Origin of the sequence: Micromonospora sp. NPDC050695 (genome assembly GCF_040654415.1) — a bacterium.
Lineage (GTDB): Bacteria > Actinomycetota > Actinomycetes > Mycobacteriales > Micromonosporaceae > Micromonospora.
The window spans coordinates 21,477-45,759 of the sequence record NZ_JBFAHZ010000017.1 but is presented as its reverse complement, the minus strand read 5'-3'; the positions used below and the strand labels follow the sequence as shown (position 1 = coordinate 45,759).

Below are 24,283 nucleotides of genomic sequence, written 5' to 3'. Positions count from 1 at the left end.
GACGTCGGCCGCAACTGTAGACCGCCGTCCGCGCGCCGAAGCACCCACGCGCGGTAACCCGGGGGCGGATCAACGGCGGGCTGCCTATCCTTGGGCACGACATGCAGAATCCAGCCGCCTCCGCCGCGACCGATCCGGTACGCGAGCTGCACCGCCGTCTCTCCCCTCTGATGTTCCGCGACCAGCGCCGGCTCCAGCGGCGCCTGGACGGTGCCCGCAAGCTGCGTGACCCGCAGCGCCGGGAGGCGGCGCTCACCGAGATCACCGCCGAACTGACCCGTGCCGAGCAGCGGTTGGCCGCCCGCCGGGCGGCGGTGCCGGTGATCACGTACCCGGCGGGGTTGCCGGTCAGTGAGCGCAAGGACGACATCGCCGCGGCCATCCGTGACCACCAGGTGGTGATCGTGGCCGGCGAGACCGGCTCCGGCAAGACCACCCAGCTTCCCAAGATCTGCCTGGAGCTGGGGCGTGGGGTGCACGGCCTGATCGGGCACACCCAGCCCCGGCGGCTCGCGGCGCGGACGGTGGCCGACCGGATCGCCGACGAGCTGGGCACCGAGCTGGGGGACGTGGTCGGCTACAAGGTGCGCTTCACCGACCAGGTCAGCGACCGCAGCCTGGTGAAGCTGATGACCGACGGCATCCTGCTGGCCGAGTTGCAGACCGACCGGATGCTGCGCCAGTACGACACGTTGATCATCGACGAGGCGCACGAGCGCAGCCTCAACATCGACTTCATCCTCGGGTACCTGCGGGAGCTGCTGCCCCGGCGACCCGACCTCAAGGTGATCATCACGTCGGCGACCATCGAGACCGACCGGTTCGCCCGGCACTTCGCCGGTCCACCCACCGCCGACGAGCCGCAGGGCGTGCCCGCGCCGGTGGTCGAGGTGTCCGGCCGCACCTACCCGGTGGAGGTGCGCTACCGGCCACTGGTCGAGCTGGCCGAGGGCGAGGAGGACGCCGACGCCGACGAGGAGACCGTCCGCGACCAGATCCAGGCGATCGGCGACGCCGTCGAGGAGCTGGCCGCCGAAGGCCCCGGCGACATCCTGGTCTTCCTCAGCGGCGAACGGGAGATCCGGGACACCGCGGACGCGCTGGGCAAGCTGGTGCAGAAGAAGCGCTCGCTGCTCGGCACCGAGATCCTGCCGCTGTACGCCCGGCTGTCCAGCGCCGAGCAGCACCGGGTCTTCGCGGCACACACCTCGCGCCGGGTGGTACTCGCCACCAACGTCGCGGAGACGTCGCTGACCGTGCCCGGCATCAAGTACGTGGTGGACCCGGGCACCGCCCGCATCTCCCGCTACTCCAGCCGGCTGAAGGTGCAGCGACTGCCGATCGAGCCGATCTCCCAGGCGTCGGCCAACCAGCGCAAGGGCCGCTGCGGCCGTACCTCGGACGGCATCTGTATCCGCCTCTACGACGAGCAGGACTTCCTGTCCCGCCCCGAGTTCACCGACCCGGAGATCCTGCGGACCAACCTGGCGTCGGTCATCCTCCAGATGACCGCGATCGGGCTCGGCGACCTCGCGGCGTTCCCGTTCATCGACCCGCCGGACCGGCGCAACATCACCGACGGCGTCAACCTGCTGCACGAGCTGGGCGCCCTGGACCCGACCGAGGCCGACCCGGCGAAGCGGCTCACCACGCTGGGCCGGCGACTGGCCCAGCTGCCGGTCGACCCTCGACTGGCCCGGATGGTGGTCGAGGGCGAGCGCAACGGGTGCGCCACCGAGGTGCTGGTGATCGCCGCGGCGCTCTCCATCCAGGATCCCCGGGAAAGGCCGGCGGAGAAGCAGGCCCAGGCCGACCAGGCGCACGCCCGGTTCGCCGACAAGGAGTCGGACTTCGTCGCCTTCCTCAACCTGTGGCGCTACCTGCGCGAGCAGCAGCGGGCGCTGTCCTCCAGCGCGTTCCGCCGGATGTGCAAGGCGGAGTACCTGAACTACCTGCGGATCCGCGAATGGCAGGACATCGTCAGTCAGCTGCGGCAGGTCCTGCGTACCCCCGCCGAGAGTGACCGGCGCGGCGGGCGGCCGGCGCGCGACACCGCCGGCGACGCGGACGCCGGCCGGGGTGCGGGCCGGCACGGCGGCGCGGACCTGCCGGAGGAGATCGACACCCCGAAGGTGCACCAGTCGCTGCTGCCCGGCCTGCTCTCGCACATCGGCCTGAAGGACGCCCAGAAGCACGAGTACCTGGGCGCTCGCGGTGCGAAGTTCGCGCTGTTCCCCGGCTCGGCGCTGTTCAAGAAGCCGCCGCGCTGGGTGATGGCCGCCGAGCTGGTGGAGACCTCCCGGCTGTGGGGTCGCATCGCCGGGCGGGTCGAGCCGGAGTGGGTCGAGCCGCTGGCGCAGCACCTGGTGAAGCGCAGCTACAGCGAGCCGCACTGGGAGAAGAAGCAGGCCGCGGTGATGGCCTACGAGAAGGTCACCCTGTACGGCGTCCCGCTGGTCACCTCCCGCAAGGTCAACTTTGGGCGGATCGATCCGACGCTGAGCCGGGAGCTGTTCATCCGGCACGCGCTCGTCGAGGGCGACTGGCAGACCCACCACCAGTTCTGGGCCGACAACAAGCGGCTGCTCGCCGAGATCGAGGAGCTGGAGAGCCGGGCCCGACGCCGGGACATCCTCGTCGACGACGAGACCATCTTCGGCTTCTACGACCAGCGGATCCCCGCCGACGTGGTCTCCGGCCGGCACTTCGACACGTGGTGGAAGAAGACCCGCCGGGAGCAGCCCGACCTGCTCACCTTCACCCGCGACCTGCTGGTCAACGACGGTCGGGCCGGGGTGGACGAGGACGACTACCCCGACGAGTGGCAGGCCGACGGGGTGAGCCTGCCGCTGACCTACCGGTTCGAGCCGGGGACGCCGACCGACGGCGTCACCGTGGACATCCCGCTGCCGCTGCTCAACCAGGTGCCGGCGGAGAGCTTCGACTGGCAGGTGCCGGGGCTGCGCGAGGATACGGTGATCGCGCTGATCCGGTCGCTGCCCAAGCCGATCCGCCGCAACTTCGTGCCGGTGCCGGACTTCGCCCGGGCCGCCCTGGCGGCGATCACCCCCGGCGAGGAGCCGCTGCTGGACGCGCTCACCCGGCAGCTGCGCCGGATGACCGGGGTCACCGTGCCCCGCGACGCCTGGGAGCCGGCCAAGCTGCCCGCGCACCTGCGGGTCACCTTCCGGGTCCTCGGCGACGACGAGAAGCCGGTCGCCGAGGGCAAGGACCTGCCGGCCCTGCAACGTCAGCTCCGCCAGGAGGTACGCCAGGTGGTGGCGGCCGCCGCGCCGGAGGTCGCCCGTACCGGGCTGCGCGAGTGGAGCATCGGCACGCTGCCGCGCACGATCGAGCAGGTCCGCGCCGGCTACGCGGTGACCGCGTACCCGGCCCTGGTCGACGAGGGCGCCTCGGTCGGGGTGAAGGTGTTCGACTCCCCTGCCGAGGCGGAGGCCGCGCACTGGGCGGGCACCCGCCGGCTGCTGCGGCTCACCGTGCCGTCCCCGGCGCGGTTCCTGCAGGGCCGGCTCAGCAACGAGGCGAAGCTGGCGTTGAGTCGCAACCCGCACGGCGGCGTACAGGAGCTGATCGAGGACGCGGCGGGCGCGGCCATCGACCGGCTGATCGACGCCGCCGGCGGGCCGGCGTGGGACGCCGAGGGGTTCGCGGCGCTGCGCGAGAAGGTCCGCGCCGACCTGGTCGACACCGTGGTCGAGGTGATGGACCGGGTGCGCCGGGTCCTCGCCGCCGCGTACGCCGTCGAGCAACGGCTCGGCACCACCCGCAACCTCGCCGTGGTGGCGGCGCTGGCCGACATCCGCAACCAGCTCGCCGGGCTGGTGCACGCCGGTTTCATCACCGAGACCGGGTACGCGCGGCTGCCCGACCTGCTGCGCTACCTCACCGCCATCGAGCGCCGGCTGGACCGGCTGGGCGGCAACCCGCAGCGGGACCGCCAGCAGCAGGACCGGGTCGCGGTGGTGCAGAAGGAGTACGCGGACCTGCTCGCCGCGCTGCCGCCGGCCCGCCGTCAGGAGACCGCCGTCCGGCAGATCCGCTGGATGATCGAGGAGTTGCGGGTGAACGTGTTCGCCCAGGCGCTGGGCACCCCGTACCCCGTCTCCGAGCAGCGGATCTACCGCGCGATGGACGACGCCGAGGGCCGCTGATCCGGCCCTGCCGGGTCAGCGGCCGCAGCGGTCAGCGTGCCTGGACGGACAGCGTTCGGGCGGCCGGCACGTTGCGGACTGAGTTGACCAACGTCGCGCCGCGGGGCTCCGCCGTGGTCGGCGCCCACCAGGCGCGGTTCTCCCGGTACCAGTGGAAGACCTCGGCCAGCCCGTCCTCGAACTTGATCTGCGGCTCGAAGCCCAGCTCATCGGTGATCTTGCGAAAGTCCAGCGAGTAACGCTGATCCTGCACCTTGCGGTCCGGCACGTGCCGGACCCGGTCCCAACCGGCGCCGGCCAGCCGCAGGATCCGCTCGGTGAGGGCGGTGTTGGTCAGCTCGATGTCGCCGCCGATGTTGTAGACCTCGCCGGCGCGGCCCTTGGCCAGCACCAGCGCGATGGCACGGCAGTGGTCGTCCACGTGCAGCCACTCGCGCACGGCGGCGCCGTCGCCGTGCAGGGTGATGTCCTGCCCGGTGAGCAGGCTGGTGACGAAACGCGGGATGACCTTCTCCACGTGCTGGTACGGCCCGTAGTTGTTGGCGCAGCGGGTGATGGAGACGTCCACGTCGTACGTGCGCCAGTAGGAGCGGACCACGTGGTCGCTGGCCGCCTTGGAGGCCGCGTACGGGGAGTTGGGTTCCAGCACGCAGGTCTCGTTCCAGGAGCCCTCGCTGATCGAGCCGTACACCTCGTCGGTGGAGACGTGCACGACCCGGCCGACACCGGCCCGCGCGCAGGCGGCCATCAGGTGGTGCGAGCCCATCACGTTGGTCTCGAAGAACGGTGCCGGGTCGTCGATGGACCGGTCCACGTGCGACTCGGCGGCGAAGTGCACGACCGCGTCGTGCCCCGGCACCAGGTCGGCGAGCAGCTGCCGGTCGCAGATGTCCCCCCGGACGAACGTCAGACGGGGATGCGTGGCCGGCAGGTTGGCCCGATCACTGGCGTAGGTCAGCTTGTCGATCACCGTGACGTCGCAGTGCTCGAACCCGACGTAGCGCCCGCCGAGCAGGCTGCGCGCGAAATGCGAGCCGATGAAGCCAGCGCCGCCGGTAACCAGGATCCTCATGTGTGGCCTCCCTGCCGGCGAGAAGACGCCCACCGGTGAGCTGTGCTGAGACGAATGGGGCTTTTGCCCCGTGCAAGAACCCACCTTAGGTGACCACCATCGGCACCGACGGTAATATCGGGCCCTTAAGGATGAATTAACCCACCAGGTCGAATACCGGACCCGTTCAGCGAGGATCGACACCCGGAGGAAGGTCGTTGTGCTCGATCGCGGCCTGTACGTAGTCGAGCAGGATCCGCCGTAGCTCCCGACCGGCATGGGTCGGTACGACGTCGCGCCGACGGGCCACCGCGATGGTCCGTCGCACCCCGGGCGGAGCGAGCGGGGTGATCCGGACCCCGGGCCGCCGGGCCAGCACGATGCCGGGCACCAGCGCGACGCCCAGCCCGGCCTCGACGAAGCTGAGCACGGCGTCCATCTCGCCGCCGTCCACCGCGAAGGTCGGCTCGAAGCCCGCCTCACGGCACGCCTGGATGGTGGCGTCGCGCAGGTCGTAGCCCTCCCGGAACATCACCATCGGCTGGTCGCGCAGGTCGGTGATGCGCAACTCCCCGGTCGCCGAGGCGGTCGGCACCTCCCCGACCGAGGCCACCACCAGGCTCTCGCGCAGGATCGGATCGACCCGCAGCCCTGGGTCGGCACCCTGGGCGGGCATGATGATCAGGGCCAGGTCGAGGTCGCCGCGGAGCAGATCGCGGACCAGGTCCTGGGAGCCGCCCTCCTCGACCCGGAGGTCGACGGTCGGGTGGGCGTCGCGGAAGCGGCGCAGCACCGGCGGGGCGAGCGACGTCGCCAGGCTGGGGGTCGCGCCGAGCCGGACGCGTCCCCGGCGTAGGCCGACCAACTCCTGCACCTCCCGGGTCGCGGTCTCCACGTCGGCGAGGATCCGGGTGGCCAGCGGCAGCAGCACCTCGCCGGCCGCGGTGAGGGCGATGTTGCCCCGTACCCGTTCGAAGAGCGGGGCGCCGAGGTCGGTCTCCAAAGCGTGAATTTGCTTACTGAGCGAGGGCTGCGTGATGCCCACGATGTCGGCGGCTTGGGTGAAATGTCGTACTTCGGCCACCGCGACGAAGTACCGGAGCTGATGAAGTTGCATCTACATAGCTTATGGCTATCAACACTGCGAGTTCGATGCATTGGACGACTGATCGAAGTGCTCCTAGCGTCGGTCCCGTGGTAATCACGAAAACTCGGTCGCCCATCCGCTCGAACGTCGGCCTCAAGGCCGTCATGGCGGTGACGGGCATCCTGCTGGTGCTGTTCCTGATCGCCCACATGCTCGGGAACCTGAAGGTGTTCACGGGGGAAACCTCGTTCGACCACTACGCGCACTGGCTGCGCGAGATCGGCAAGCCGCTGCTGCCCGGCGTCTGGTTCCTGTGGATCCTGCGCACCGTGCTGGTGGTGGCCGTCGTCGCCCACATCTGGGCCGCTACCGTGCTGGCCCTGCGCGCCCGCGCCGCCCGCCCGGTCAAGTACGCCCACCGCAAGAAGGTCCGGGGCAGCTACGCGGCCCGCACCATGCGCTGGGGTGGCGTGATCATCCTGCTGTTCGTGATCTACCACCTCCTGGACCTGACCACCGGCACGCTCAACCCGGTCGGCGACGCCAGCAACCCGTACGGCAACGTCGTCGCCGACTTCGCGCCGGAGCGCTGGTACGTCACGCTCTTCTACACCCTGGCGATCGTCGCGGTGGGTTTCCACCTGCGCCACGGCGCGTTCAGCGCGTTCCGCAGCCTCGGCCAGCAGACGCCACGGGGTGAGCGCCGGGCACGCAACGCCGCGCTGATCCTCGCCGTCGCGCTGTGCGCCGGATACCTGGTGGTCCCGTTCGCCGTTCTCACCGGATTGGTGTCCTGACATGGAACTCTTCACCGAGGGCGACCCGATCGCCGACACGAAGGCTCCCGCCGGCCCGGTCGAGAAGCGCTGGGAGACCCGGCGCTTCGAGGCCAAGCTGGTCAACCCGGCCAACCGCCGCAAGATGACGGTGATCGTGGTGGGCACCGGCCTGGCCGGCGGCTCGGCCGCCGCGACCCTGGCCGAGCAGGGCTACCACGTCAAGTCCTACTGCTACCAGGACAGCCCGCGCCGGGCCCACTCGATCGCGGCGCAGGGCGGCATCAATGCGGCCAAGAACTACCGCAACGACGGCGACTCGGTGCACCGGCTGTTCTACGACACCGTCAAGGGCGGCGACTTCCGCTCCCGGGAGTCGAACGTGCACCGGCTCGCCGAGGTGTCGGTCAACATCATCGACCAGTGCGTCGCCCAGGGCGTCCCGTTCGCCCGCGAGTACGGCGGCCTGCTGGACACCCGCTCCTTCGGTGGCGCCCAGGTGCAGCGCACCTTCTACGCCCGGGGCCAGACGGGCCAGCAGCTGCTGCTCGGCGCGTACCAGGCCCTGGAGCGGCAGATCGGCCTCGGCACCGTGGAGATGAACGCCCGGCACGAGATGCTGGAACTGGTCATCGTCGACGGCAAGGCCCGCGGCATCGTCGTCCGGGACCTGGTCACCGGCGAGATCAGCACCGAGATGGCCGACGCCGTCGTGCTCGCCTCCGGCGGCTACGGCAACGTCTTCTACCTCTCCACCAACGCCAAGGGCTGCAACGTCACCGCCACCTGGCGGGCGCACCGCAAGGGCGCGTACTTCGCCAACCCGTGCTACACGCAGATCCACCCGACCTGCATCCCGGTCTCCGGCGACCACCAGTCGAAGCTGACCCTGATGAGCGAGTCGCTGCGCAACGACGGCCGGGTCTGGGTGCCGAAAACCAAGGGCGACGACCGCAACCCGCGCGACATTCCGGAGGACGAGCGGGACTACTACCTGGAGCGGATCTACCCCTCCTTCGGCAACCTGGTCCCCCGCGACATCGCCTCCCGCGCCGCGAAGAACGTCTGCGACGAGGGCCGGGGCGTCGGACCGACCAAGCTGGGCGTCTACCTCGACTTCGCCGACGCCATCGACCGCCTGGGCCGCAAGGCCATCGAGGCCAAGTACGGCAACCTCTTCGAGATGTACGAGCGGATCACCGGCGAGGACCCGTACGAGGTGCCGATGCGGATCTACCCCGCCGTGCACTACACGATGGGCGGCCTCTGGGTCGACTACGACCTCCAGTCGAGCATCCCCGGCCTGTTCGTGATCGGCGAGGCGAACTTCTCCGACCACGGCGCCAACCGCCTCGGCGCCTCGGCGCTGATGCAGGGCCTGGCCGACGGGTACTTCGTGCTGCCCACCACCATCGCCAACTACCTGGCCTCCGGCCCGCTGGACAAGGTCGACGCCAGCCACCCGGCGGCCGTCGAGGCGCGTACCGACGTCGAGGACCGCATCCAGCGGCTGCTCGCGGTCAACGGCGACCGGACCGTGGACTCGTTCCACCGGGAGCTGGGCCAGATCATGTGGGAGCACTGCGGCATGGAGCGCAGCGAGGCCGGGCTGCGCAAGGCGATCGACGAGATCCGTGCCCTGCGCGACCAGTTCTGGCAGCGGGTCAAGGTGTCCGGCACCGGCGAGGAGCTGAACCAGTCGCTGGAGAAGGCCGGCCGGGTGGCCGACTTCTTCGAGCTGGCCGAGCTGATGTGCATCGACGCCCTGCACCGCGAGGAGTCCTGCGGCGGCCACTTCCGGGCCGAACACCAGACCCCCGACGGTGAGGCGCAGCGCGACGACGACCGGTTCGCGTACGTCGCGGCCTGGGAGTTCACCGCCACCGGTGAGCCCGCGGTGCTGCACAAGGAAGACCTGAAGTTCGAATACGTCCACCCCACGCAGCGGAGCTACAAGTGAACCTGACCCTGCGCATCTGGCGCCAGAAGGGCCCTGAGGACAAGGGTCGGATGGTGACCTACCCGGTCGACGACGTGTCCCCGGACATGTCGTTCCTGGAGATGCTCGACGTGCTCAACGAGCGGCTGATCCTCGCCGGCGAGGACCCGGTGGCGTTCGACCACGACTGCCGCGAGGGCATCTGCGGCATGTGCGGTCTGATGATCAACGGGGACGCGCACGGGCCGCAGCGCGGCACCACGGCGTGCCAGCTGCACATGCGGCAGTTCTCCGACGGCGAGACCATCGACATCGAGCCGTGGCGGGCCAGCGCCTTCCCGGTCGTCAAGGACCTGGTGGTCAACCGGAACGCCTTCGACAAGATCATCGCCGCTGGTGGCTACATCACCGCCCCCACCGGCAGCGCGCCCGAGGCGCACTCCACCCCGGTCGCCAAGGCCAACGCGGACGCCGCCTTCGAATCGGCCGCCTGCATCGGCTGCGGCGCCTGCGTGGCAGCCTGCCCGAACGGCTCCGGCATGCTCTTCACCGCCGCCAAGCTCACCCAGCTCTCGCTGCTGCCGCAGGGCCAGCCGGAGCGCTACACCCGGGTGATCGGCATGGTCGACGCGCACGACGAGGCCGGCTTCGGCGGCTGCACCAACGCCGGCGAGTGCACGGTGGCCTGCCCGAAGGGCATCCCGCTGAACACCATCGGACGGCTCAACCGCGACTACCTCAAGGCGACGGCCGTCCGCGGCGACACGCCCGGCTCCTGAGTTCCTCCGCCGTGACCGCCGCACCCCTGTTGGGGTTGCGGCGGTCTGGCGTTTGGTCGCGGTGGCCATGTAGGTGGTTGCGGTTGGGGGGCTGGGGCGACCACCGGCCCGACCGCGACCACCGGCGAAGACTCCGGCCAGCCCACCGACCCGAGCGACACACCCGTGCGGTGTGGCCGGTTCAACTCCCTTCCCCCGGGTAGCAGTCAGGCAGCGACCGAGGGAGGCATACCAGACATGAAGGCGTTGACCTGGCAGGGCAAGCGGGACGTACGGGTCGAGGAGGTGCCGGATCCCCGCATCGAGGAACCGACTGACGCGATCGTGAAGATCACGTCGACGGCGATCTGTGGCTCCGACCTGCACCTGTACGAGGTGCTGGGACCGTATCTGAAGCCGGGCGACGTTCTCGGCCACGAGCCGATGGGCATCGTCGAGGAGGTCGGGCCGGGGGTGACCCGGCTCAAGCCGGGGGACCGGGTGGTGGTGCCGTTCAACATCTCCTGCGGCAGCTGCTGGATGTGTGAGCGTCAGCTGTACGCCCAGTGCGAGACCACCCAGGTCGCCGGCGAGGGCAAGGGTGCGGCGCTGTTCGGCTACACCTCGTTGTACGGTTCGGTGCCGGGCGGGCAGGCCGAGTACCTGCGCGTCCCACAGGCTCACTTCGGACCGATCACCATTCCGCAGACCGGTGCCGACGAGCGCTACCTCTACCTGTCCGACATCCTGCCGACGGCGTGGCAGGCGGTGAAGTACGCGGACACCCCGCCCGGCGGCACCCTGGCCGTGTTCGGGTTGGGTCCGGTCGGCCAGTTCTGCGCCCGTATCGGCCGCCACCTCGGCGCGGGCCGGGTGATCGGGTTGGACCTGGTGCCGGAGCGGCTGGAGCTGGCGCGTCGGCACGGCATCGAGGTGCTCGATGTCCGCGAGCTGACCGATGTGCCGGGCGCGTTGATCGACCTGGTCGACGGGCGCGGCCCGGACGCGGTGATCGATGCCGTCGGTATGGAGGCGCACGGTTCGCCCGGTGGCAAGCTGGCCCACGCGGCCGTCGGGCTGCTGCCGGACAAGCTTGCCGCGGTGATGACCGACAAGGCCGGCATGGACCGGCTGTCCGTTCTGCACGCCGCCGTCAAGGCGGTTCGCCGCGGCGGCACCGTGTCGATCTCCGGCGTCTACGGCGGTGAGGTGGATCCGATGCCGCTGATGGAGATGTTCGACCGGGGCATCCAGCTGCGGATGGGGCAGTGCCACGTGCGCCGGTGGACCGACGAGATCCTGCCGCTGCTCTCCGGCGACGACGATCCGCTGGGCGTCGAGGATCTGCGCACCCACCGGGTGCCGCTGGCGCGGGCGCCGGAGGCGTACGAGATGTTCCAGAAGAAGGAGGACGGCTGCATCAAGGTCGTGCTCGCGCCGTGAGTCGGGTCGTGGTGATCGCGGGCGCGACCAGCGGGATCGGTCGGGCGACGGCCCGGGCGTTCGCCGAGCGCGGCGACCGCCTGGTCCTCGCCGCCCGCGCACCACGGACCCTCGCGGAGGTACGCGCGGAGTGCGCCGACGCCGACGTTCTGACCGTGCCCACCGACGTCACCGAGCCGGGCGCGCTGGAGGCGCTCGCCGAGGCGGCGATCGCACGGTTCGGCCGCATCGACGTCTGGGTGCACACGGCGGCGGTGATGGCCTACGGCCGCTTCGACGAGCTGCCGGAACGGGTCTTCGACCAGGTGGTACGGACCGATCTGCTGGCCGCCGCCGGCGCGGTGCGGGTGGCGCTGCGGCACTTCCGGGCCACCGGCGCCGGCACGCTGATCCTCACCGGCTCGGTGTTGGGGCACGTCACCGCGCCGTACATGAGCGCGTACGTGGTCAGCAAGTGGGGCCTGCAGGGGCTGGCCCGGACGGTGCAACAGGAGCTGCGCGACAGTCCACGGATCCGGCTCTGCCTGGTCAATCCGGGCAGCGTGGACACGCCGGTCTATCAGCAGGCGGCGAACTATCTGGGCCGGGTCGGCCGGCCCCCGCCGCCGGTCGCGGGTGCGCAGCGGGTGGCGCGGGCCATCGTCGACTGCGCAGACCGGCCCCGCCGCGAGGTGTCGGTGGGCCGGCTGAACGTGGTGCTGCGGGCCGGCTTCACGGTGCTGCCGGGCGTCTACGACGTCCTCGTCGGGCCACTGATGCGGTTGGCGGGCCTGAGTGGACGGTCGGTGGCCGCACACGACGGCACCGTCTTCGCGCCGAACCCGGCCGGCGAGTCGGTGGGCGGTGGTCACCTGCCCGACCTGCGGCAACTCGTGTCCGGACCGGTCGGTGCGGTCGGGGCCGCACTGCGCCGACGGCTCGGCTGACCTGTTCGGGCTTGTTCGGGACTGTTCGGGAGGGCGTCATGCGTCGATCAACCCGCCTAGGGTGGTGGGCCGGCAAGCGCTCCGGCGCCCCCCGACGGGAGAGACGATTGACCATCCGACTGAACCGCAGGACGGCACTCGGACTGGGCACAGTGGCCGCCACCGGTACGGTGCTCGGCGCCGCCACGCCGGCCAGCGCCGCCGAGCGCCCCGGCGCCCGCCCGATTCCCGGCGCCTTCCCCAGCACTCCGGCGACACCCACCGACCAGGTTGCGGCCGCCTACACCCGGTACCGCACCGCGGCCGGCGGCAACTGGCAGGCGTACGTCAGCGTCGCCGACCCGGCCGGAGCGCCGGTCGTCGCGGTGGCGGCCGACGCGGACCGACGGATCGAGGCGTACAGCGTCAACAAGATCGCCGTCGCCACGGCGGTGCTCGACAACATCGACCGGGGGCTGCTCACCCTGGACCAGCGGGTGGAGGTGACCGCCGCGATCGTCGTGCCGGGCGGCGACGGCATCTTCAGCCTGGACGGCGCGTACCCCAGCATGGTGACCATCGGGCACGTGCTGGCCAACCTGCTGACCGTCTCGGACAACACGGCGGTGCGGCTGTGCGGCCTGGTCGCCCCGGCCGCCGAGATCAACTCCATTCTGGTCGCCAAGGGCTTCCCGAACACCCAGGTCGAACCGGTCGCCAACCCGAACCGGTTCTTCCTCGGCACCAGCACCCCGCGCGAGACGCACGACCTGCTGCGCGCCCTGGTCGCCGGGACCCTGCTGTCGCCTGCCTCGACGACGTTCCTGCTCGGGCTGCTGCGCTCGCCGGTGGCGTTCACCGACGGCATCCGGCGCACGATGTCCTCCGACGAGCGGGCCCGGATCGCCACCAAGGCCGGCTGGTTCGCCGACGCCCGGCACGAGGCCGGCGTGATCTTCGACCGGTCCGGCGCGGCGGTGCTCACCTACGCGCTCTTCGCCGACGGGCAGGCTGACCCGGACAACTTCGGCGCCACCCACCCGGCGGTGCAGGCCCGCGCGGGCATGGGCCCCACGTTCATGGCCGCGGTGGACCGGCTCGTGGGCACCGGCAAGACGGTCCGGATCACCGCCCCACGCCCCAGTAACGGCGGCTAGACGCCGCCGCCGGGTCGGTCGCCACTGCCGGCGACCGACCCGGCGTGGCGACCGCCGGGGCACGGGCTCGTCCGGGTGACTACCGTGTAGGGGCGGACACGTCGGAGGGACGGCAATGGCACGAGCGCAGAGCACGGACGTCGAACGGTCACTCGGGCGGCGGATGCGGGGCGCGGCTGGCCTGGCCGCACTGGCCGGCCTGGCCTGGGTCGCCCGGGATGTGCCGGCGGCGCTGGGTGGCCGGCTCAGCGGGGCACGGGCCGAACGGGCCGCCCGATCGCCCCAGTTCCGCGAGGGCACCTTCCACAACCGGGCCGGCACCCGCACGATGGTCGCCGAGCCGGGCCGCAACCTGGTCCGCGAGTTGCTCTTCGGCAAGCAGAAGAGGCGTCCCACCGCGCCCGTGCCGCTGCTGCGCCCCAGCGCCGGCGCGCCGGGAGCCGCCGACACCGCCGACGAGCTCAACATCGTCTGGTACGGCCACGCCTCGACGCTGATCGAGATCGAGGGCCGGCGGGTGCTGCTCGACCCGGTGTGGAGCGACCGCTGCTCCCCCTCGGGGCTGGTCGGCCCCCGCCGGCTGCACGAGCCACCGGTGCGCATCGACGAGCTGCCGCCGCTGGACGCCATCCTCATCTCGCACGACCACTACGACCACCTGGACATGGCGACCGTGCGGGCGCTGCTCGCCGGGCAGTCCGCGCCGTTTCTGGTGCCGCTCGGGGTGGGCGCGCACCTGGACCGTTGGGGCGTACCCGCCGAGCGGATCATCGAACTGGACTGGTCCGAGTCGCACCAGGTCGCGGGCCTGGAGATCACCGCCACCGCCGCCCAGCACTTCTCCGGTCGCGGGTTGCGCCGCGACGGCACGCTCTGGAGCTCGTGGGTGGTGGCCGGGGCACGCCGCAAGGTCTTCTACACCGGCGACTCCGGCTACTTCGACGGGTACGCGGAGATCGGCGCCGAGCACGGGCCGTTCGACGTGACGCTGATGCAGATCGGCGCGTACGACCGGGCCTGGCCGACGATCCACATGTTCCCCGAGGAGGCGGTCAGCGCCCACCTCGATCTGCGCGGCGGGCTGTTCGTGCCGGTGCACTGGGCGACGTTCAACCTGGCCCTGCATGACTGGTCCGAGCCGGTCGACCGGTTGTGGGCCGAGGCCAAGGCCCGCGACGTGCGGCTCGCCGTGCCCCGCCCGGGCGAGCGGGTGGTGGTCGACGAGCCACTCGCCGTCGACGGTTGGTGGCAGTCGGTCGCCTGAGCGGGCGTCGTCAGAGCACGAACGCGTCGGTCCAGAGCGCGCCGGACCGGCCGGAGAGCGCGTCCAGCATGGCGACCGCCTGACCGTCGGTGAGCTGCGCGACGAAGTCCACGATGGCCCGACCCCGGGCCCGGCCGATCCGGTGCGGGGTACGCGGGTGCAGCTCCGCCTCCGCCAGCTCCACCAGGTCGTGCAGGCGGCGGGGCAGCCGGGACTCCTCCTCCGGGTCGAGCAGCCACTCCCACAGCGCCTCCACCAGGGTGCCCAGCAGCCGCGCCTGACCGCGCTGGTGCAGCGCCAGATCCGGGCGGGCCAGCACGAACCGGTGGTGCACGAACTTGAGCACCTGCACCTCGTGCCACTGCGCGCAGCCGAGCAGCACGTACCCGGAGCGCACCGACGGCTGGTCGGTCACGGTGATCGCCTCGACGAAGCGGGTGGACCAGCGGGCGGAGAACCGCGCCACGTACTGCTCGGCCTCGATCGAGCCGTCGAACGGCATGGCCAGCAGCCCGTCGACCAACTCCTCGCGGACGTGCTCGACGGCGGCGGCGAACGCGTCGTCGTCGGCGATCCAGGCGTCCTTGCGGTGCAGCTGCCGGCGGAGCCGCTCGATCGCCGCGCCGGGTCGACGGGCCGAGATGGCCAGCGCCGCGTCCGTGATCGCCCGGAAGTGCCCGCTCTCCCGCTGCCAGGCCATCAGCTCGGCGGACACCGCGCCCTGCTGGAGCACACCGACCCGGTAGAAGTCCTCCACGTCGTGGATGGCGTACGCGATGTCGTCGGCGGTGTCCATCACGGACGCCTCCACGGTCTGCTGCCAGTCCGGGATGCGGCCGGCGAACGGCTCCCGGGCCTGCCGCAGGTCGTCCAGCTCGGTCCGGTACGCGCCGAACTTCGACGAGCCGCTCTCCGGGTCGTCCGGCGGCGGGGTGGCGCCGCGCGGCGGCGGGTTCATCGTGCGCGGATGCGGGTCGGGGTGGTCCAGCCGGGTCCACGGGTACTTCAGCATGGCCGCGCGGACCGCCGCGGTCAGGTCCAGCCCGGTGGTGGCCGCACCCCGGATCTCGGTGCTGGTGACGATCCGGTACGACTGGGCGTTGCCCTCGAAACCGTCGGGCAGGCCGAGGCGCTGGCGGGCCAGCCGGTCCAGCACCCGCTCCCCCAGGTGCCCGAACGGCGGGTGGCCGAGGTCGTGGGCGAGCGCGGCGGCCTCCACCACGTCGGGGTCGCAGCCGCCGAGCTTGTCCAGCAGGTCGCGCCGCCGTTCGTCGGCGGTGAGCCGCTCGGCGATCGAGCGGGCCACCTGGGCGACCTTCAGGCTGTGGGTGAGCCGGTTGTGCACCAGCAGGCCGGAGCCGACCGGGCTGATCACCTGGGTGACGCCGCCGAGGCGGGCGAAGAACGGCGAGCCGACGATCCGGTCCCGGTCGGCGCGGAACGGGTCGGCGGCGAGGTCACCGAGGGCCCGGGCGCTGCCGCCGAAGAGCCGCCGGGCGCGCGGCTCCGCAGCATTTTCCATGATCGCCACGCTAGCGCAGGCCGGACGGGGCCGTGGCGGCTCACCCCGGCCGGGCGCGGCGACAGCGCCGGAGAGCGCCCGGCACAATGCAGGGCGGTACCCGCTCTTTGAGGGCGGATCGAGTCGAAGGCGGATCGAGATCGTGACCCAGTCTGTTCATCAGCGGATCGCTGACGAGCTCGGCGTGGCCGAGCGTCAGGTGCGGGCGGCCGTGGAGCTGCTCGACGGCGGCGCCACCGTGCCGTTCATCGCCCGCTACCGCAAGGAGGCCACCGGCCTGCTCGACGACACCCAGCTGCGCACCCTGGAGGAGCGGCTGCGCTACCTGCGCGAGCTGGACGAGCGGCGGGCCGCGGTGCTGGAGTCGATCCGCGGTCAGGGCAAGCTCGACGAAGCCCTGGAAGCGCAGATCATGGCCGCCGACTCGAAGTCCCGGCTGGAGGACATCTACCTGCCGTACAAGCCGAAGCGGCGGACCCGGGCGCAGATCGCCCGGGAGGCCGGGCTCGCCCCGCTGGCCGAGACGCTGCTCGCCGACCCCAGCCAGGACCCGCGGGCCACGGCCGCCGGGTTCGTCGACGCGGAGAAGGGCGTCGCCGACGTCGCCGCCGCGCTGGAGGGCGCCCGCGCCATCCTCATCGAAACCTTCGCGGAGGACGCCGACCTGATCGGCACGCTGCGCGAACAGATGTGGTCGCGGGGCCGTCTGGCCTCCCGGGTACGCGAGGGTCAGGAGACGGCCGGCGCCAAGTTCTCCGACTACTTCGACTTCTCCGAGCCGTACCCGAAGCTGCCCTCGCACCGGATCCTGGCCATGTTCCGGGGCGAGAAGGAGGGCGTGCTCGACCTCACCATGGAACCGGAGGAGGCCGGCGAGGCGGACGCCGTACCGACCGGGCCGAGCCGGTACGAGGCGGCCATCGCCGGCCGGTTCGGGGTGTCCGACGCGGGCCGCCCGGCCGACCGCTGGCTGGCCGACACGGTGCGCTGGGCGTGGCGTACCCGGATCCTCATCCACCTCGGCGCGGACCTGCGGATGCGGCTGTGGCAGGCGGCGGAGGAGGAGGCGGTGCGCGTCTTCGCCACCAACCTGCGTGACCTGCTGCTCGCCGCGCCGGCCGGCACCCGGCCGACGATGGGCCTGGACCCGGGTCTGCGGACCGGCGTCAAGGTGGCCGTGGTGGACGCGACCGGCAAGGTCGTCGCCACCGACACCATCTACCCGCACGAGCCGCGCCGGCAGTGGGACGCGTCGGTGGAGACCCTCGCCCGGCTGGCCGGGGCGCACGGGGTGGAGCTGATCGCGATCGGCAACGGCACCGCCTCCCGGGAGACCGACAAGCTGGCCGGTGACCTGATCAAGCGGCATCCGCAGCTCAACCTGACCAAGGTGGTGGTGTCCGAGGCCGGCGCGTCGGTCTACTCGGCGTCCGCGTACGCCTCGCAGGAGCTGCCCGGGATGGACGTGTCGCTGCGCGGCGCGGTGTCCATCGCCCGCCGCCTGCAGGACCCGCTCGCCGAACTGGTCAAGATCGACCCACGGTCGATCGGCGTCGGCCAGTACCAGCACGACCTGTCCGAGGTGAAGCTCTCCCGGTCGCTGGACGCGGTGGTGGAGGACTGCGTGAACGCGGTCGGGGTGGACGTCAACACCGCCTCCGCGCCGCTGCTGACCCGGGTCTCCGGGATCGGGGCCGGGCTGGCCGAGAACATCGTGCTGCACCGGGACGCCAACGGGCCGTTCCGCTCGCGTACGGACCTGAAGAAGGTGGCCCGGCTCGGGCCGAAGGCGTTCGAGCAGTGCGCGGGCTTCCTGCGCATCCCCGGCGGGGACGACCCACTGGACTCCTCCAGCGTGCACCCCGAGGCGTACCCGGTGGTGCGGCGCATCCTCGCCAGCACCGGCCAGGATCTGCGCTCGGTGATCGGCAGAAGCGCCATCCTGCGCGGGCTGCGGGCCACCGACTTCGTCGACGACCGGTTCGGCCTGCCCACCGTGACCGACATCCTCGCCGAGCTGGAGAAGCCGGGGCGTGACCCTCGGCCGGAGTTCCGCACCGCCACCTTCGTGGAGGGGGTGGAGAAGATCAGCGACCTGACGCCCGGCATGGTGCTGGAGGGCGTGGTCACCAACGTGGCCGCGTTCGGGGCGTTCGTGGACGTCGGTGTGCACCAGGACGGCCTGGTGCACGTCTCGGCGATGTCCCGGACCTTCGTGAAGGACCCCCGCGAGGTGGTGAAGTCCGGCGACGTGGTCAAGGTCCGGGTGCTCGACGTGGACGTACCCCGCAAGCGCATCTCGCTGACCCTGCGCCTGGACGACGAGCCGGCCGCCGCCGGTGGTGGTGGTCGGACGAGCCAGGAGGGGCGCGGCGGCCCGGCGCAGCGCGGACCGCAGGGTGGTCGCGGCGGACCGTCCGGGCGCGGCGGGCAGGGTGGTCAGCAGAGCGGGCGCGGCGGTGGGCAGCAGGGCTCGCGCGGCGGGCAGCAGCGGCAGAGCGCGCCGGCGCCGGCCAACGACGCCATGGCGGAGGCCCTGCGCCGCGCCGGACTGGCCTGATCGCCCACCCGGTCACCGCCACCCGGTCACCCGGTCACCCGGTCACCTCGCCGAGTGGTCGGGTGACCGGGCCGGTCAGCGGCCTCGGATGGCCGGGCTCGGGCGGCGGGCGGCGGGCGCGGCGGGCGGCGGGCGGCAATATCGGCTCGCCTGCGGTGGGGATCTGGGCGATGATCCCGCGGTGAGGATGCATGTCGACCAGGTGGATGTGAGCGCGGACGTGGTCGCCGCGCTGGTGGCCGAGCAGTTCCCCCGCTGGCGGGGCCTGCCGGTTCGCCCGCTCCCCTCGGCCGGCACGGTGAACGCCCTGTTCCGGCTCGGCACGGAGGTCGTGCTGCGGTTTCCGCTGCGGCCCTACGCCGATGCCGAGCTACGCGACGAGCTGGTGCGGGAGCAGGAGCACGCCGTGCTGCTCGCCGCGCAACTGCCGGTCATGGTGCCCGAACCGCTCGGCCTCGGTGCGCCGGGCGAGGGGTACCCGGGGCCGTGGACGGCGTACCGCTTCATCCCTGGCGAGACGGCGCAGCTCGACCGGATCGCCGACCTCGACGTCTTCGCCCGCGACCTGGCCGGGGTCGTGACGGCCCTGCGGGGCATCGAGACCGGCGGGCGGTCCTGGCCGGGGTCCGGTCGGGGCGGGCCACTGGCCGCCGAGGATGCCGACGTGCGGACGGCCCTCGCCGCGAGCGGCGAGTTGACCGACACCGCTCGGCTCGCCGAAGTGTGGGACCGGTGCCGGACGACTCCCCGGCACGACGGCGATGACGCGTGGATCCACGCCGACCTGATGCCGGGCAACCTGCTGGTCCGCGACGGTCGGCTGGCCGCGGTCATCGACCTGGGCGCGGTCACCGTGGGTGACCCGGCGGTGGACCTGATGCCGGCGTGGAACCTGTTCGACGCCGCGGCGCGGGAGACGTACCGACGGGCGTTGGGCGTGGACGACGCGACGTGGGAGCGGGGCCGCGGCTGGGCCCTGGAGCAGGCGATCAACGCGTTGCCGTACTACGTCGAGACCAATCCGGTGATGGCCGGCCTCGCCCGGCACACGCTGCGGGCGGTCCTCGACTGAGTCGGGTCGCGTAGCGTCGGCGTCGTGGGTGAGCACGACGGCCGGGAGTGGCGGGATCAGCAGCGGCGCGCGGTGCGGGCACACGCCGACGCGGGCGCGCGGCGGCGGGCCGCCGAGCAGGCGGAGGCGGCGGAGCTGGTGGCCTGGTTCGTCGCCGAGGCGACGCGACGCGGGCTGCGGACCACCCGGCTGGTCGCCCGGGGTTACGACGGACGCTCCCGCTACCGCACCCGGCTCACCGGTTGGTACGTGGACAGGGCGCACAGCCGCGCGATCGACGTCCGGGCCGGCTTCCATCTGCTGACCGTGCCGACGAGTCTGCGCGCACGCCTGTTCGGCGCGGACCCGCAGCCCGATCCGGCTCCGCTCGTCATCGGTCGGGGCGGTCGCGACGGGGAATCGGTGCCGTTGCGTGCCCTGCTCACCCGTCGCCTCGAAGCCGGCGACAACTGGGACTGAGCGACCGCGTTCCGGGTCGGCGGGCGCTGCCCGACAGCCGCTGATCTGCGGCTTCACCGTTCGTCCAGTTCTCAAGCGGACAAACGGCCCAAAAGCGACTTAGATTCTCGACAGAGGCGAATCCGGTGTGATTCTGCCTCGTTAAGCCTGCCGGAGACAGACGGAGGCGACACCGACGACGAGGGCTGCGGATGGCGGTGGGTGGACAGGGACGTCGTTCACGTTCGGCGACCATCGGGCGACTCTCGGGGGAGCAATGAGCAGTCAACCAAGGATCTGGGGTCTGACCGACGCGCACTCGCCGCCCGATGACCGCTGCCCTGATGTCTATTTCACCAAGGGCTACGGATCAGCGGCCGCCGAGGCAGAGGGTGGCGCGTGGCGCATGACGCACTGCGGCGACGACGTACTGGTTCCCTTCCTTCAGCGGCGCATCGACGAGCGGTGGTCCGACGGGATCAGCCCGTATGGCTACGCCGGCATCCACGTCGGTCCGTCGCGCACCCGGCACGACGTGGAACGGCTCTGGCCGCAGATGGTCGACTGCTGGCGCGAGGCGGGCCTCATCTCACTGTTCTTTCGATTCTCGCCGCTCGACAGCCGCTCGACGGAATTCGCCAGGGACCTACCCGGCCTGAATTTCACCTGGCGGGGGGAAAATGTCGTCGTATCGGTTGGTCAAGGCCCCGACGCCGTCTGGAAACAATTGGCAGGGCGGGCTCGAACCGCTATTCGAAAGGCCGAGCGAAGCGGCTTGACCGCTGAGGTCCGCCACGTCGACCCCGCCGATCTCGGTCGGTCCAGCAGCTTTCGCCGACTGTATGAGCAGACAATGGCGAGAATCGGCAGCAGCGCCAGATATTTCTTCCCCGATTCCTACTACCGGGCACTACTCGACGGCCTCGGCAAGAATCTGCTGGTCGCCGAGGTCCGGGACGACGTCGGGGCGGCAGTCGCATCGGCGTTGGTGATGCGACACGGCGAACTGGCGCATTACCACCTCGCCGGCTCCACACTCGAGGGTGGGCGGCTCGGCGCCAACAATCTCCTGGTCTGGTCGATCCTCCGCTGGTCCGCCGACAACGGCTGCCGGCGGGTACACCTCGGCGGCGGCATCAGCTCCCGGGACGACGACAAACTGCTGATGTTCAAGCGCTCGTTCGGGGGCGAACGGGCACCCTTCTGGACGGCCTCCCTGGTGATCAACGACGACGCGTACGAGCTGCTGGTGAAGGCGGCGGCGACGCGGATCGGACGGCCCACGTCGACACTGCACGCATCCGGCTGGTTCCCGGCCTATCGCTTCGCCTGAACCGCGGAAGGCGTGCCCTTTGCTCTGCTATAACACCTACATGAGCACCAACCACGGCTAAGGTGAAGGCGTTTCGATGGATATGCAACGTCGGGTGAAGCGGTTGCTGGACATAGCGCTCGCGCTGCTGATTCTTATTCTCACCCTGCCAGTCCTGGCGGTTGCCGCGCTGCTGGTCCGCATTCAACTGGGTGCGCCGGTTCTGTTCACCCAGGAACGCACCGGCCAATGGCAACTACCGATCAGAATATTCAAGATCCGGACCATGTCCGACGAACGTGACGCTGCCGGCGCTCTCCTGCCGGACGGGCTGCGGTGCGGCCCGGTCGGTCGTACGCTACGTCGCCTGAGCATCGACGAGCTGCCCCAGTTGATCAATGTCCTCCGGGGTGACCTCAGCCTGGTTGGCCCACGGCCGCTGCTCCCCCGCTACGACGCCTGGTACGACGATCGGGAACGGCGACGCTTCGACATGCGCCCCGGAATCACGGGGCTCGCCCAGGTCAACGGACGTAACAGCGTCGTCTGGGACCGGCGCCTGGCACTCGATGTACGGTACGTCGAACAGTGGAACCTCTGGCTGGACCTGCGGATACTCGCCGCGACGGTCTCCATGGTCCTCACCGGCAGGGGCGTGGTGGTCGACCCCAGTGCGGAGATGCTCGATCTGGACAAGGAACGGGAATTGAAGTGCGTCTCGACCTGACCGCCGGCGAGGTCGACACGCTCGACGACGCCGACGATCCGACCCTCGTCGAGGCGACGGACCTGCTGGCGTCGTCCGTGCCGCAGGCCTGCCGCGGGCTTGTCGCGTACCACGCCGGCGGCTACTGGTCGTACCTGGCCGCGGCGCTGACGCCACCGATGCACGCTCGCACGGTCGTCCTGCGCGCGGTGCGCGGTCCACACGGACTGCGGGCCGTGGCCGACTGGCGGCTGCTGCCCGGGCAGTTGCTCCTCAACGGGATCGCGGTGCGCGATGACGAGCGCGGGCGGGGCCTGGGCAGCCGCCTGCTCCGCGACGGACACGACCTCGCCGTACGGCTGGGCTGCCGGGCGCTGCTGCTCGACGTGTCCCGCGACAATCCGGCCGCCCACCGGCTGTACCTGCGCCACGGTTTCACGGACCTGACCCGCTCCAGCTGGCGCGAGGTCCTCGGCGCGGAAGCGTCGACGCCGGCCTCGATCCGACTGGTGAACTGGCCGGCCTTCGCGGCGCACCACACCGCGTACGGCTTCGGCGACCTCACCGTCCGCACCGTCATCGGCGATGACGTCGACCTGAGGGTGGTCGGCACGGCCGTCCGCGTCCCGGCCGCACCCGACGCCGCCGCTCTCGCCGCCGCCGCCAGCCGGCTGGTCGAGATCGACCGCTGCTTCTCCGCCACGACCGGCACCGATGAACGACCGGCCGCCGCCGGCACGGAGCTGGCCCGGTTCGTCCGGATGCGGTGCACGCTCGCGGCAACGCCGGGCTGACCCGCCCGGAGCCGCCGACACGGTGGACGACGCGCCGAGGATCGGCTCAATGCCGACATGACCGCCCTTTATTGGCGAAAATGACCGAAACTCTCGCAGGGGCGGATCGTTGAGTGCTGCGTAGGCGACCGACCGGCTGCGAGGAGTTCTTCATGCCCATGCGCGCGCCCATCTACCTCTCCCTGCCCGACGTGGGACCGGCCGAGGAGGTCGCTGTCGTACGCGCGCTGCGCAGCGGTGGAGCGATGCCGTTCGGTCCGGAGGTGGACGCCTTCGAGCAGGAGGTCGCCCAGCGGGTCGGAGTGCCGTACGCCCTGGCACTCAACTCCGGCACGGCCGCCCTGCACCTCGGCCTGCTCTCCTGCGGCGTGGGTCCGGGGCAGATCGTGCTGGTACCCACCGTGACGTTCGTGGCGACCGCCAACGCCGTGCTCTACACCGGCGCCACCCCGGTCTTCGTCGACTGCGACCCGGCCACCGGCAATGTGGACGTGGGCCTGCTGAGTGAGGTCGTCGCCGACCTGCGCAGGGCCGGACGGCCGATCGGCGCGGTGATGCCGGTCGACATGTTCGGCGCCTGCGTCGACTACGACCCGCTGCTGGACCTCTGCCGGGAGGCGGAGCTGCGCGTCGTCGAGGACTCGGCGGAGGCGCTGGGCTCGACGTACCGGGGCCGCTGCGCCGGCTCCTTCGGCGACGCCGGGGTGCTCTCGTTCAGCCACAACAAGATGATCACCACCTCGGGCGGCGGAATGCTGCTCTCCCACGACGAGCAGGTGATCACCCGGGCTCGGCACCGCGCCAACCAGGCCCGTATCCCGGCCCAGCACCACGAGCACGACGAGATGGGCTTCAACTACCGGCTGAGCAACCTCCTGGCCGCGTTCGGCCGGGCCCAGCTGAGCCGGCTGGACGAGATGACCGCCCGCCGGCGCCGGGTCCGGGACCACTACTCGAAACTGTTCGCGCCGGTCGCCGGCGTCGAGGTGCTGGCCGAGAGTGACCCGGGCACCAACTGCTGGCTCACCGTCATCACCGTGGACCCGAAGCTCAGCGGCTGGCAGGCCGCGGAGCTGGCCGGTCATCTCGCGCAGGCCGACATCGAGACCCGGCCGGCCTGGAAGCCGCTGCACCGGCAGCCCATGTTCGCCGGCGCGGAGGCGTACCTCACCGGTGCCGCGGATCGACTCTTCGCGCAGGGACTGACCCTGCCCAGCGGATCGTCACTCGACGAGGAGCAGATCAACCGGATCAGTGACGAGATCCACGGCTTCCTGCGCCACCACTCGTGAGCGCGACCTGACATCGGACGCACGCGCAGACAGGA

General features: G+C 71.4%; 18 protein-coding genes. 15 read left to right on the top strand and 3 right to left on the bottom strand.

From position 1 onward, the window contains the following. Positions 1-101: 101 nt before the first annotated feature. Positions 102-4,172, top strand: a complete 4,071-nt coding sequence (gene hrpA / locus AB0H52_RS15690) for an ATP-dependent RNA helicase HrpA (RefSeq protein WP_357948057.1) — start codon at positions 102-104, stop codon at positions 4,170-4,172. Between the two features lie 31 nt (positions 4,173-4,203). Here hrpA and rfbB read toward each other — a convergent pair whose 3' ends face one another. Then, positions 4,204-5,244, bottom strand: a complete 1,041-nt coding sequence (rfbB, locus tag AB0H52_RS15685) for a dTDP-glucose 4,6-dehydratase (RefSeq protein WP_151490436.1) — start codon at positions 5,242-5,244, stop codon at positions 4,204-4,206. 166 nt (positions 5,245-5,410) lie between these two features. Next, the gene (locus AB0H52_RS15680) at positions 5,411-6,340 is read right to left on the bottom strand and encodes a LysR family transcriptional regulator (RefSeq protein WP_151490435.1); all 930 of its coding nucleotides are present in this window, start codon (positions 6,338-6,340) and stop codon (positions 5,411-5,413) included. An 83-nt stretch (positions 6,341-6,423) separates the two neighbouring features. Here AB0H52_RS15680 and AB0H52_RS15675 point away from each other — a divergent pair, with 83 nt between their 5' ends. From AB0H52_RS15675 to AB0H52_RS15645, 7 genes are all read left to right on the top strand, one after another. Next, on the top strand, positions 6,424-7,107 hold the full coding sequence (locus tag AB0H52_RS15675; protein ID WP_151490445.1) for a succinate dehydrogenase cytochrome b subunit: 684 nt from the start codon (positions 6,424-6,426) through the stop codon (positions 7,105-7,107). Position 7,108: 1 nt separating this feature from the next. Beyond that, positions 7,109-9,046, top strand: coding sequence for a fumarate reductase/succinate dehydrogenase flavoprotein subunit (locus AB0H52_RS15670; RefSeq protein WP_151490434.1), 1,938 nt, complete (start codon positions 7,109-7,111; stop codon positions 9,044-9,046). After that, entirely contained in the window at positions 9,043-9,804 is a 762-nt protein-coding gene (locus tag AB0H52_RS15665) for a succinate dehydrogenase/fumarate reductase iron-sulfur subunit (RefSeq protein WP_151490433.1), read from the top strand. Before AB0H52_RS15670 ends, AB0H52_RS15665 begins: the two co-directional genes overlap by 4 nt. 237 nt (positions 9,805-10,041) lie before the next feature. After that, positions 10,042-11,226, top strand: coding sequence for a zinc-dependent alcohol dehydrogenase (locus AB0H52_RS15660; protein WP_151490432.1), 1,185 nt, complete (start codon positions 10,042-10,044; stop codon positions 11,224-11,226). Beyond that, a complete protein-coding gene (locus AB0H52_RS15655; protein WP_151490431.1) occupies positions 11,223-12,152 on the top strand; it encodes an SDR family NAD(P)-dependent oxidoreductase in 930 nt (309 codons plus the stop codon). The genes AB0H52_RS15660 and AB0H52_RS15655 overlap by 4 nt, the downstream gene beginning before the upstream one ends. A 107-nt stretch (positions 12,153-12,259) precedes the next feature. Next, positions 12,260-13,288 carry a serine hydrolase gene (locus tag AB0H52_RS15650; RefSeq protein ID WP_357948051.1) on the top strand — a complete coding sequence of 343 codons (1,029 nt, stop codon included), beginning with the start codon at positions 12,260-12,262 and terminating at the stop codon, positions 13,286-13,288. A 115-nt stretch (positions 13,289-13,403) separates the two neighbouring features. Then, complete coding sequence (locus tag AB0H52_RS15645) at positions 13,404-14,552, top strand: MBL fold metallo-hydrolase (RefSeq protein WP_151490429.1); 1,149 nt, start codon at positions 13,404-13,406, stop codon at positions 14,550-14,552. A gap of 10 nt (positions 14,553-14,562) precedes the next feature. Here AB0H52_RS15645 and dgt read toward each other — a convergent pair whose 3' ends face one another. Next, positions 14,563-16,074 (bottom strand): dGTP triphosphohydrolase, encoded by a 1,512-nt coding sequence (gene dgt, locus AB0H52_RS15640; protein WP_151490428.1) that lies wholly within the window; start codon positions 16,072-16,074, stop codon positions 14,563-14,565. 142 nt (positions 16,075-16,216) lie between these two features. On the opposite strand from dgt, the gene AB0H52_RS15635 reads away from it, so the two are divergent. From AB0H52_RS15635 to AB0H52_RS15605, 7 genes are all read left to right on the top strand, one after another. Then, the gene (locus tag AB0H52_RS15635; protein ID WP_225854556.1) at positions 16,217-18,634 is read left to right on the top strand and encodes a Tex family protein; all 2,418 of its coding nucleotides are present in this window, start codon (positions 16,217-16,219) and stop codon (positions 18,632-18,634) included. A gap of 187 nt (positions 18,635-18,821) precedes the next feature. Further along, positions 18,822-19,706, top strand: coding sequence for an aminoglycoside phosphotransferase family protein (locus AB0H52_RS15630; protein WP_357948149.1), 885 nt, complete (start codon positions 18,822-18,824; stop codon positions 19,704-19,706). A 24-nt stretch (positions 19,707-19,730) separates the two neighbouring features. Next, positions 19,731-20,165: a hypothetical protein gene (locus AB0H52_RS15625; RefSeq protein WP_357948047.1), complete on the top strand. Its 435-nt coding sequence runs from the start codon at positions 19,731-19,733 to the stop codon at positions 20,163-20,165. A 256-nt stretch (positions 20,166-20,421) separates the two neighbouring features. After that, the gene (locus AB0H52_RS15620; RefSeq protein WP_357948044.1) at positions 20,422-21,477 is read left to right on the top strand and encodes a GNAT family N-acetyltransferase; all 1,056 of its coding nucleotides are present in this window, start codon (positions 20,422-20,424) and stop codon (positions 21,475-21,477) included. Between the two features lie 94 nt (positions 21,478-21,571). Continuing rightward, a complete protein-coding gene (locus AB0H52_RS15615; RefSeq protein ID WP_357948041.1) occupies positions 21,572-22,183 on the top strand; it encodes a sugar transferase in 612 nt (203 codons plus the stop codon). After that, a complete protein-coding gene (locus AB0H52_RS15610) occupies positions 22,168-22,956 on the top strand; it encodes a GNAT family N-acetyltransferase (RefSeq protein WP_151490510.1) in 789 nt (262 codons plus the stop codon). The genes AB0H52_RS15615 and AB0H52_RS15610 overlap by 16 nt, the downstream gene beginning before the upstream one ends. A 152-nt stretch (positions 22,957-23,108) precedes the next feature. Beyond that, positions 23,109-24,248 (top strand): DegT/DnrJ/EryC1/StrS family aminotransferase, encoded by a 1,140-nt coding sequence (locus AB0H52_RS15605; RefSeq protein ID WP_357948038.1) that lies wholly within the window; start codon positions 23,109-23,111, stop codon positions 24,246-24,248. The last annotated feature ends 35 nt before the right edge of the window (positions 24,249-24,283 follow it).

Coding starts and splice junctions, on each gene's coding strand:
- hrpA (WP_357948057.1), top strand. CDS start 102: ATGCAGAATCCAGCCGCCTCCGCCGCGACCGATCCGGTACGCGAGCTG.
- rfbB (WP_151490436.1), bottom strand. CDS start 5,244: ATGAGGATCCTGGTTACCGGCGGCGCTGGCTTCATCGGCTCGCATTTC.
- AB0H52_RS15680 (WP_151490435.1), bottom strand. CDS start 6,340: ATGCAACTTCATCAGCTCCGGTACTTCGTCGCGGTGGCCGAAGTACGA.
- AB0H52_RS15670 (WP_151490434.1), top strand. CDS start 7,109: ATGGAACTCTTCACCGAGGGCGACCCGATCGCCGACACGAAGGCTCCC.
- AB0H52_RS15660 (WP_151490432.1), top strand. CDS start 10,042: ATGAAGGCGTTGACCTGGCAGGGCAAGCGGGACGTACGGGTCGAGGAG.
- AB0H52_RS15645 (WP_151490429.1), top strand. CDS start 13,404: ATGGCACGAGCGCAGAGCACGGACGTCGAACGGTCACTCGGGCGGCGG.
- dgt (WP_151490428.1), bottom strand. CDS start 16,074: ATGGAAAATGCTGCGGAGCCGCGCGCCCGGCGGCTCTTCGGCGGCAGC.
- AB0H52_RS15630 (WP_357948149.1), top strand. CDS start 18,822: ATGCATGTCGACCAGGTGGATGTGAGCGCGGACGTGGTCGCCGCGCTG.
- AB0H52_RS15620 (WP_357948044.1), top strand. CDS start 20,422: ATGAGCAGTCAACCAAGGATCTGGGGTCTGACCGACGCGCACTCGCCG.
- AB0H52_RS15605 (WP_357948038.1), top strand. CDS start 23,109: ATGCCCATGCGCGCGCCCATCTACCTCTCCCTGCCCGACGTGGGACCG.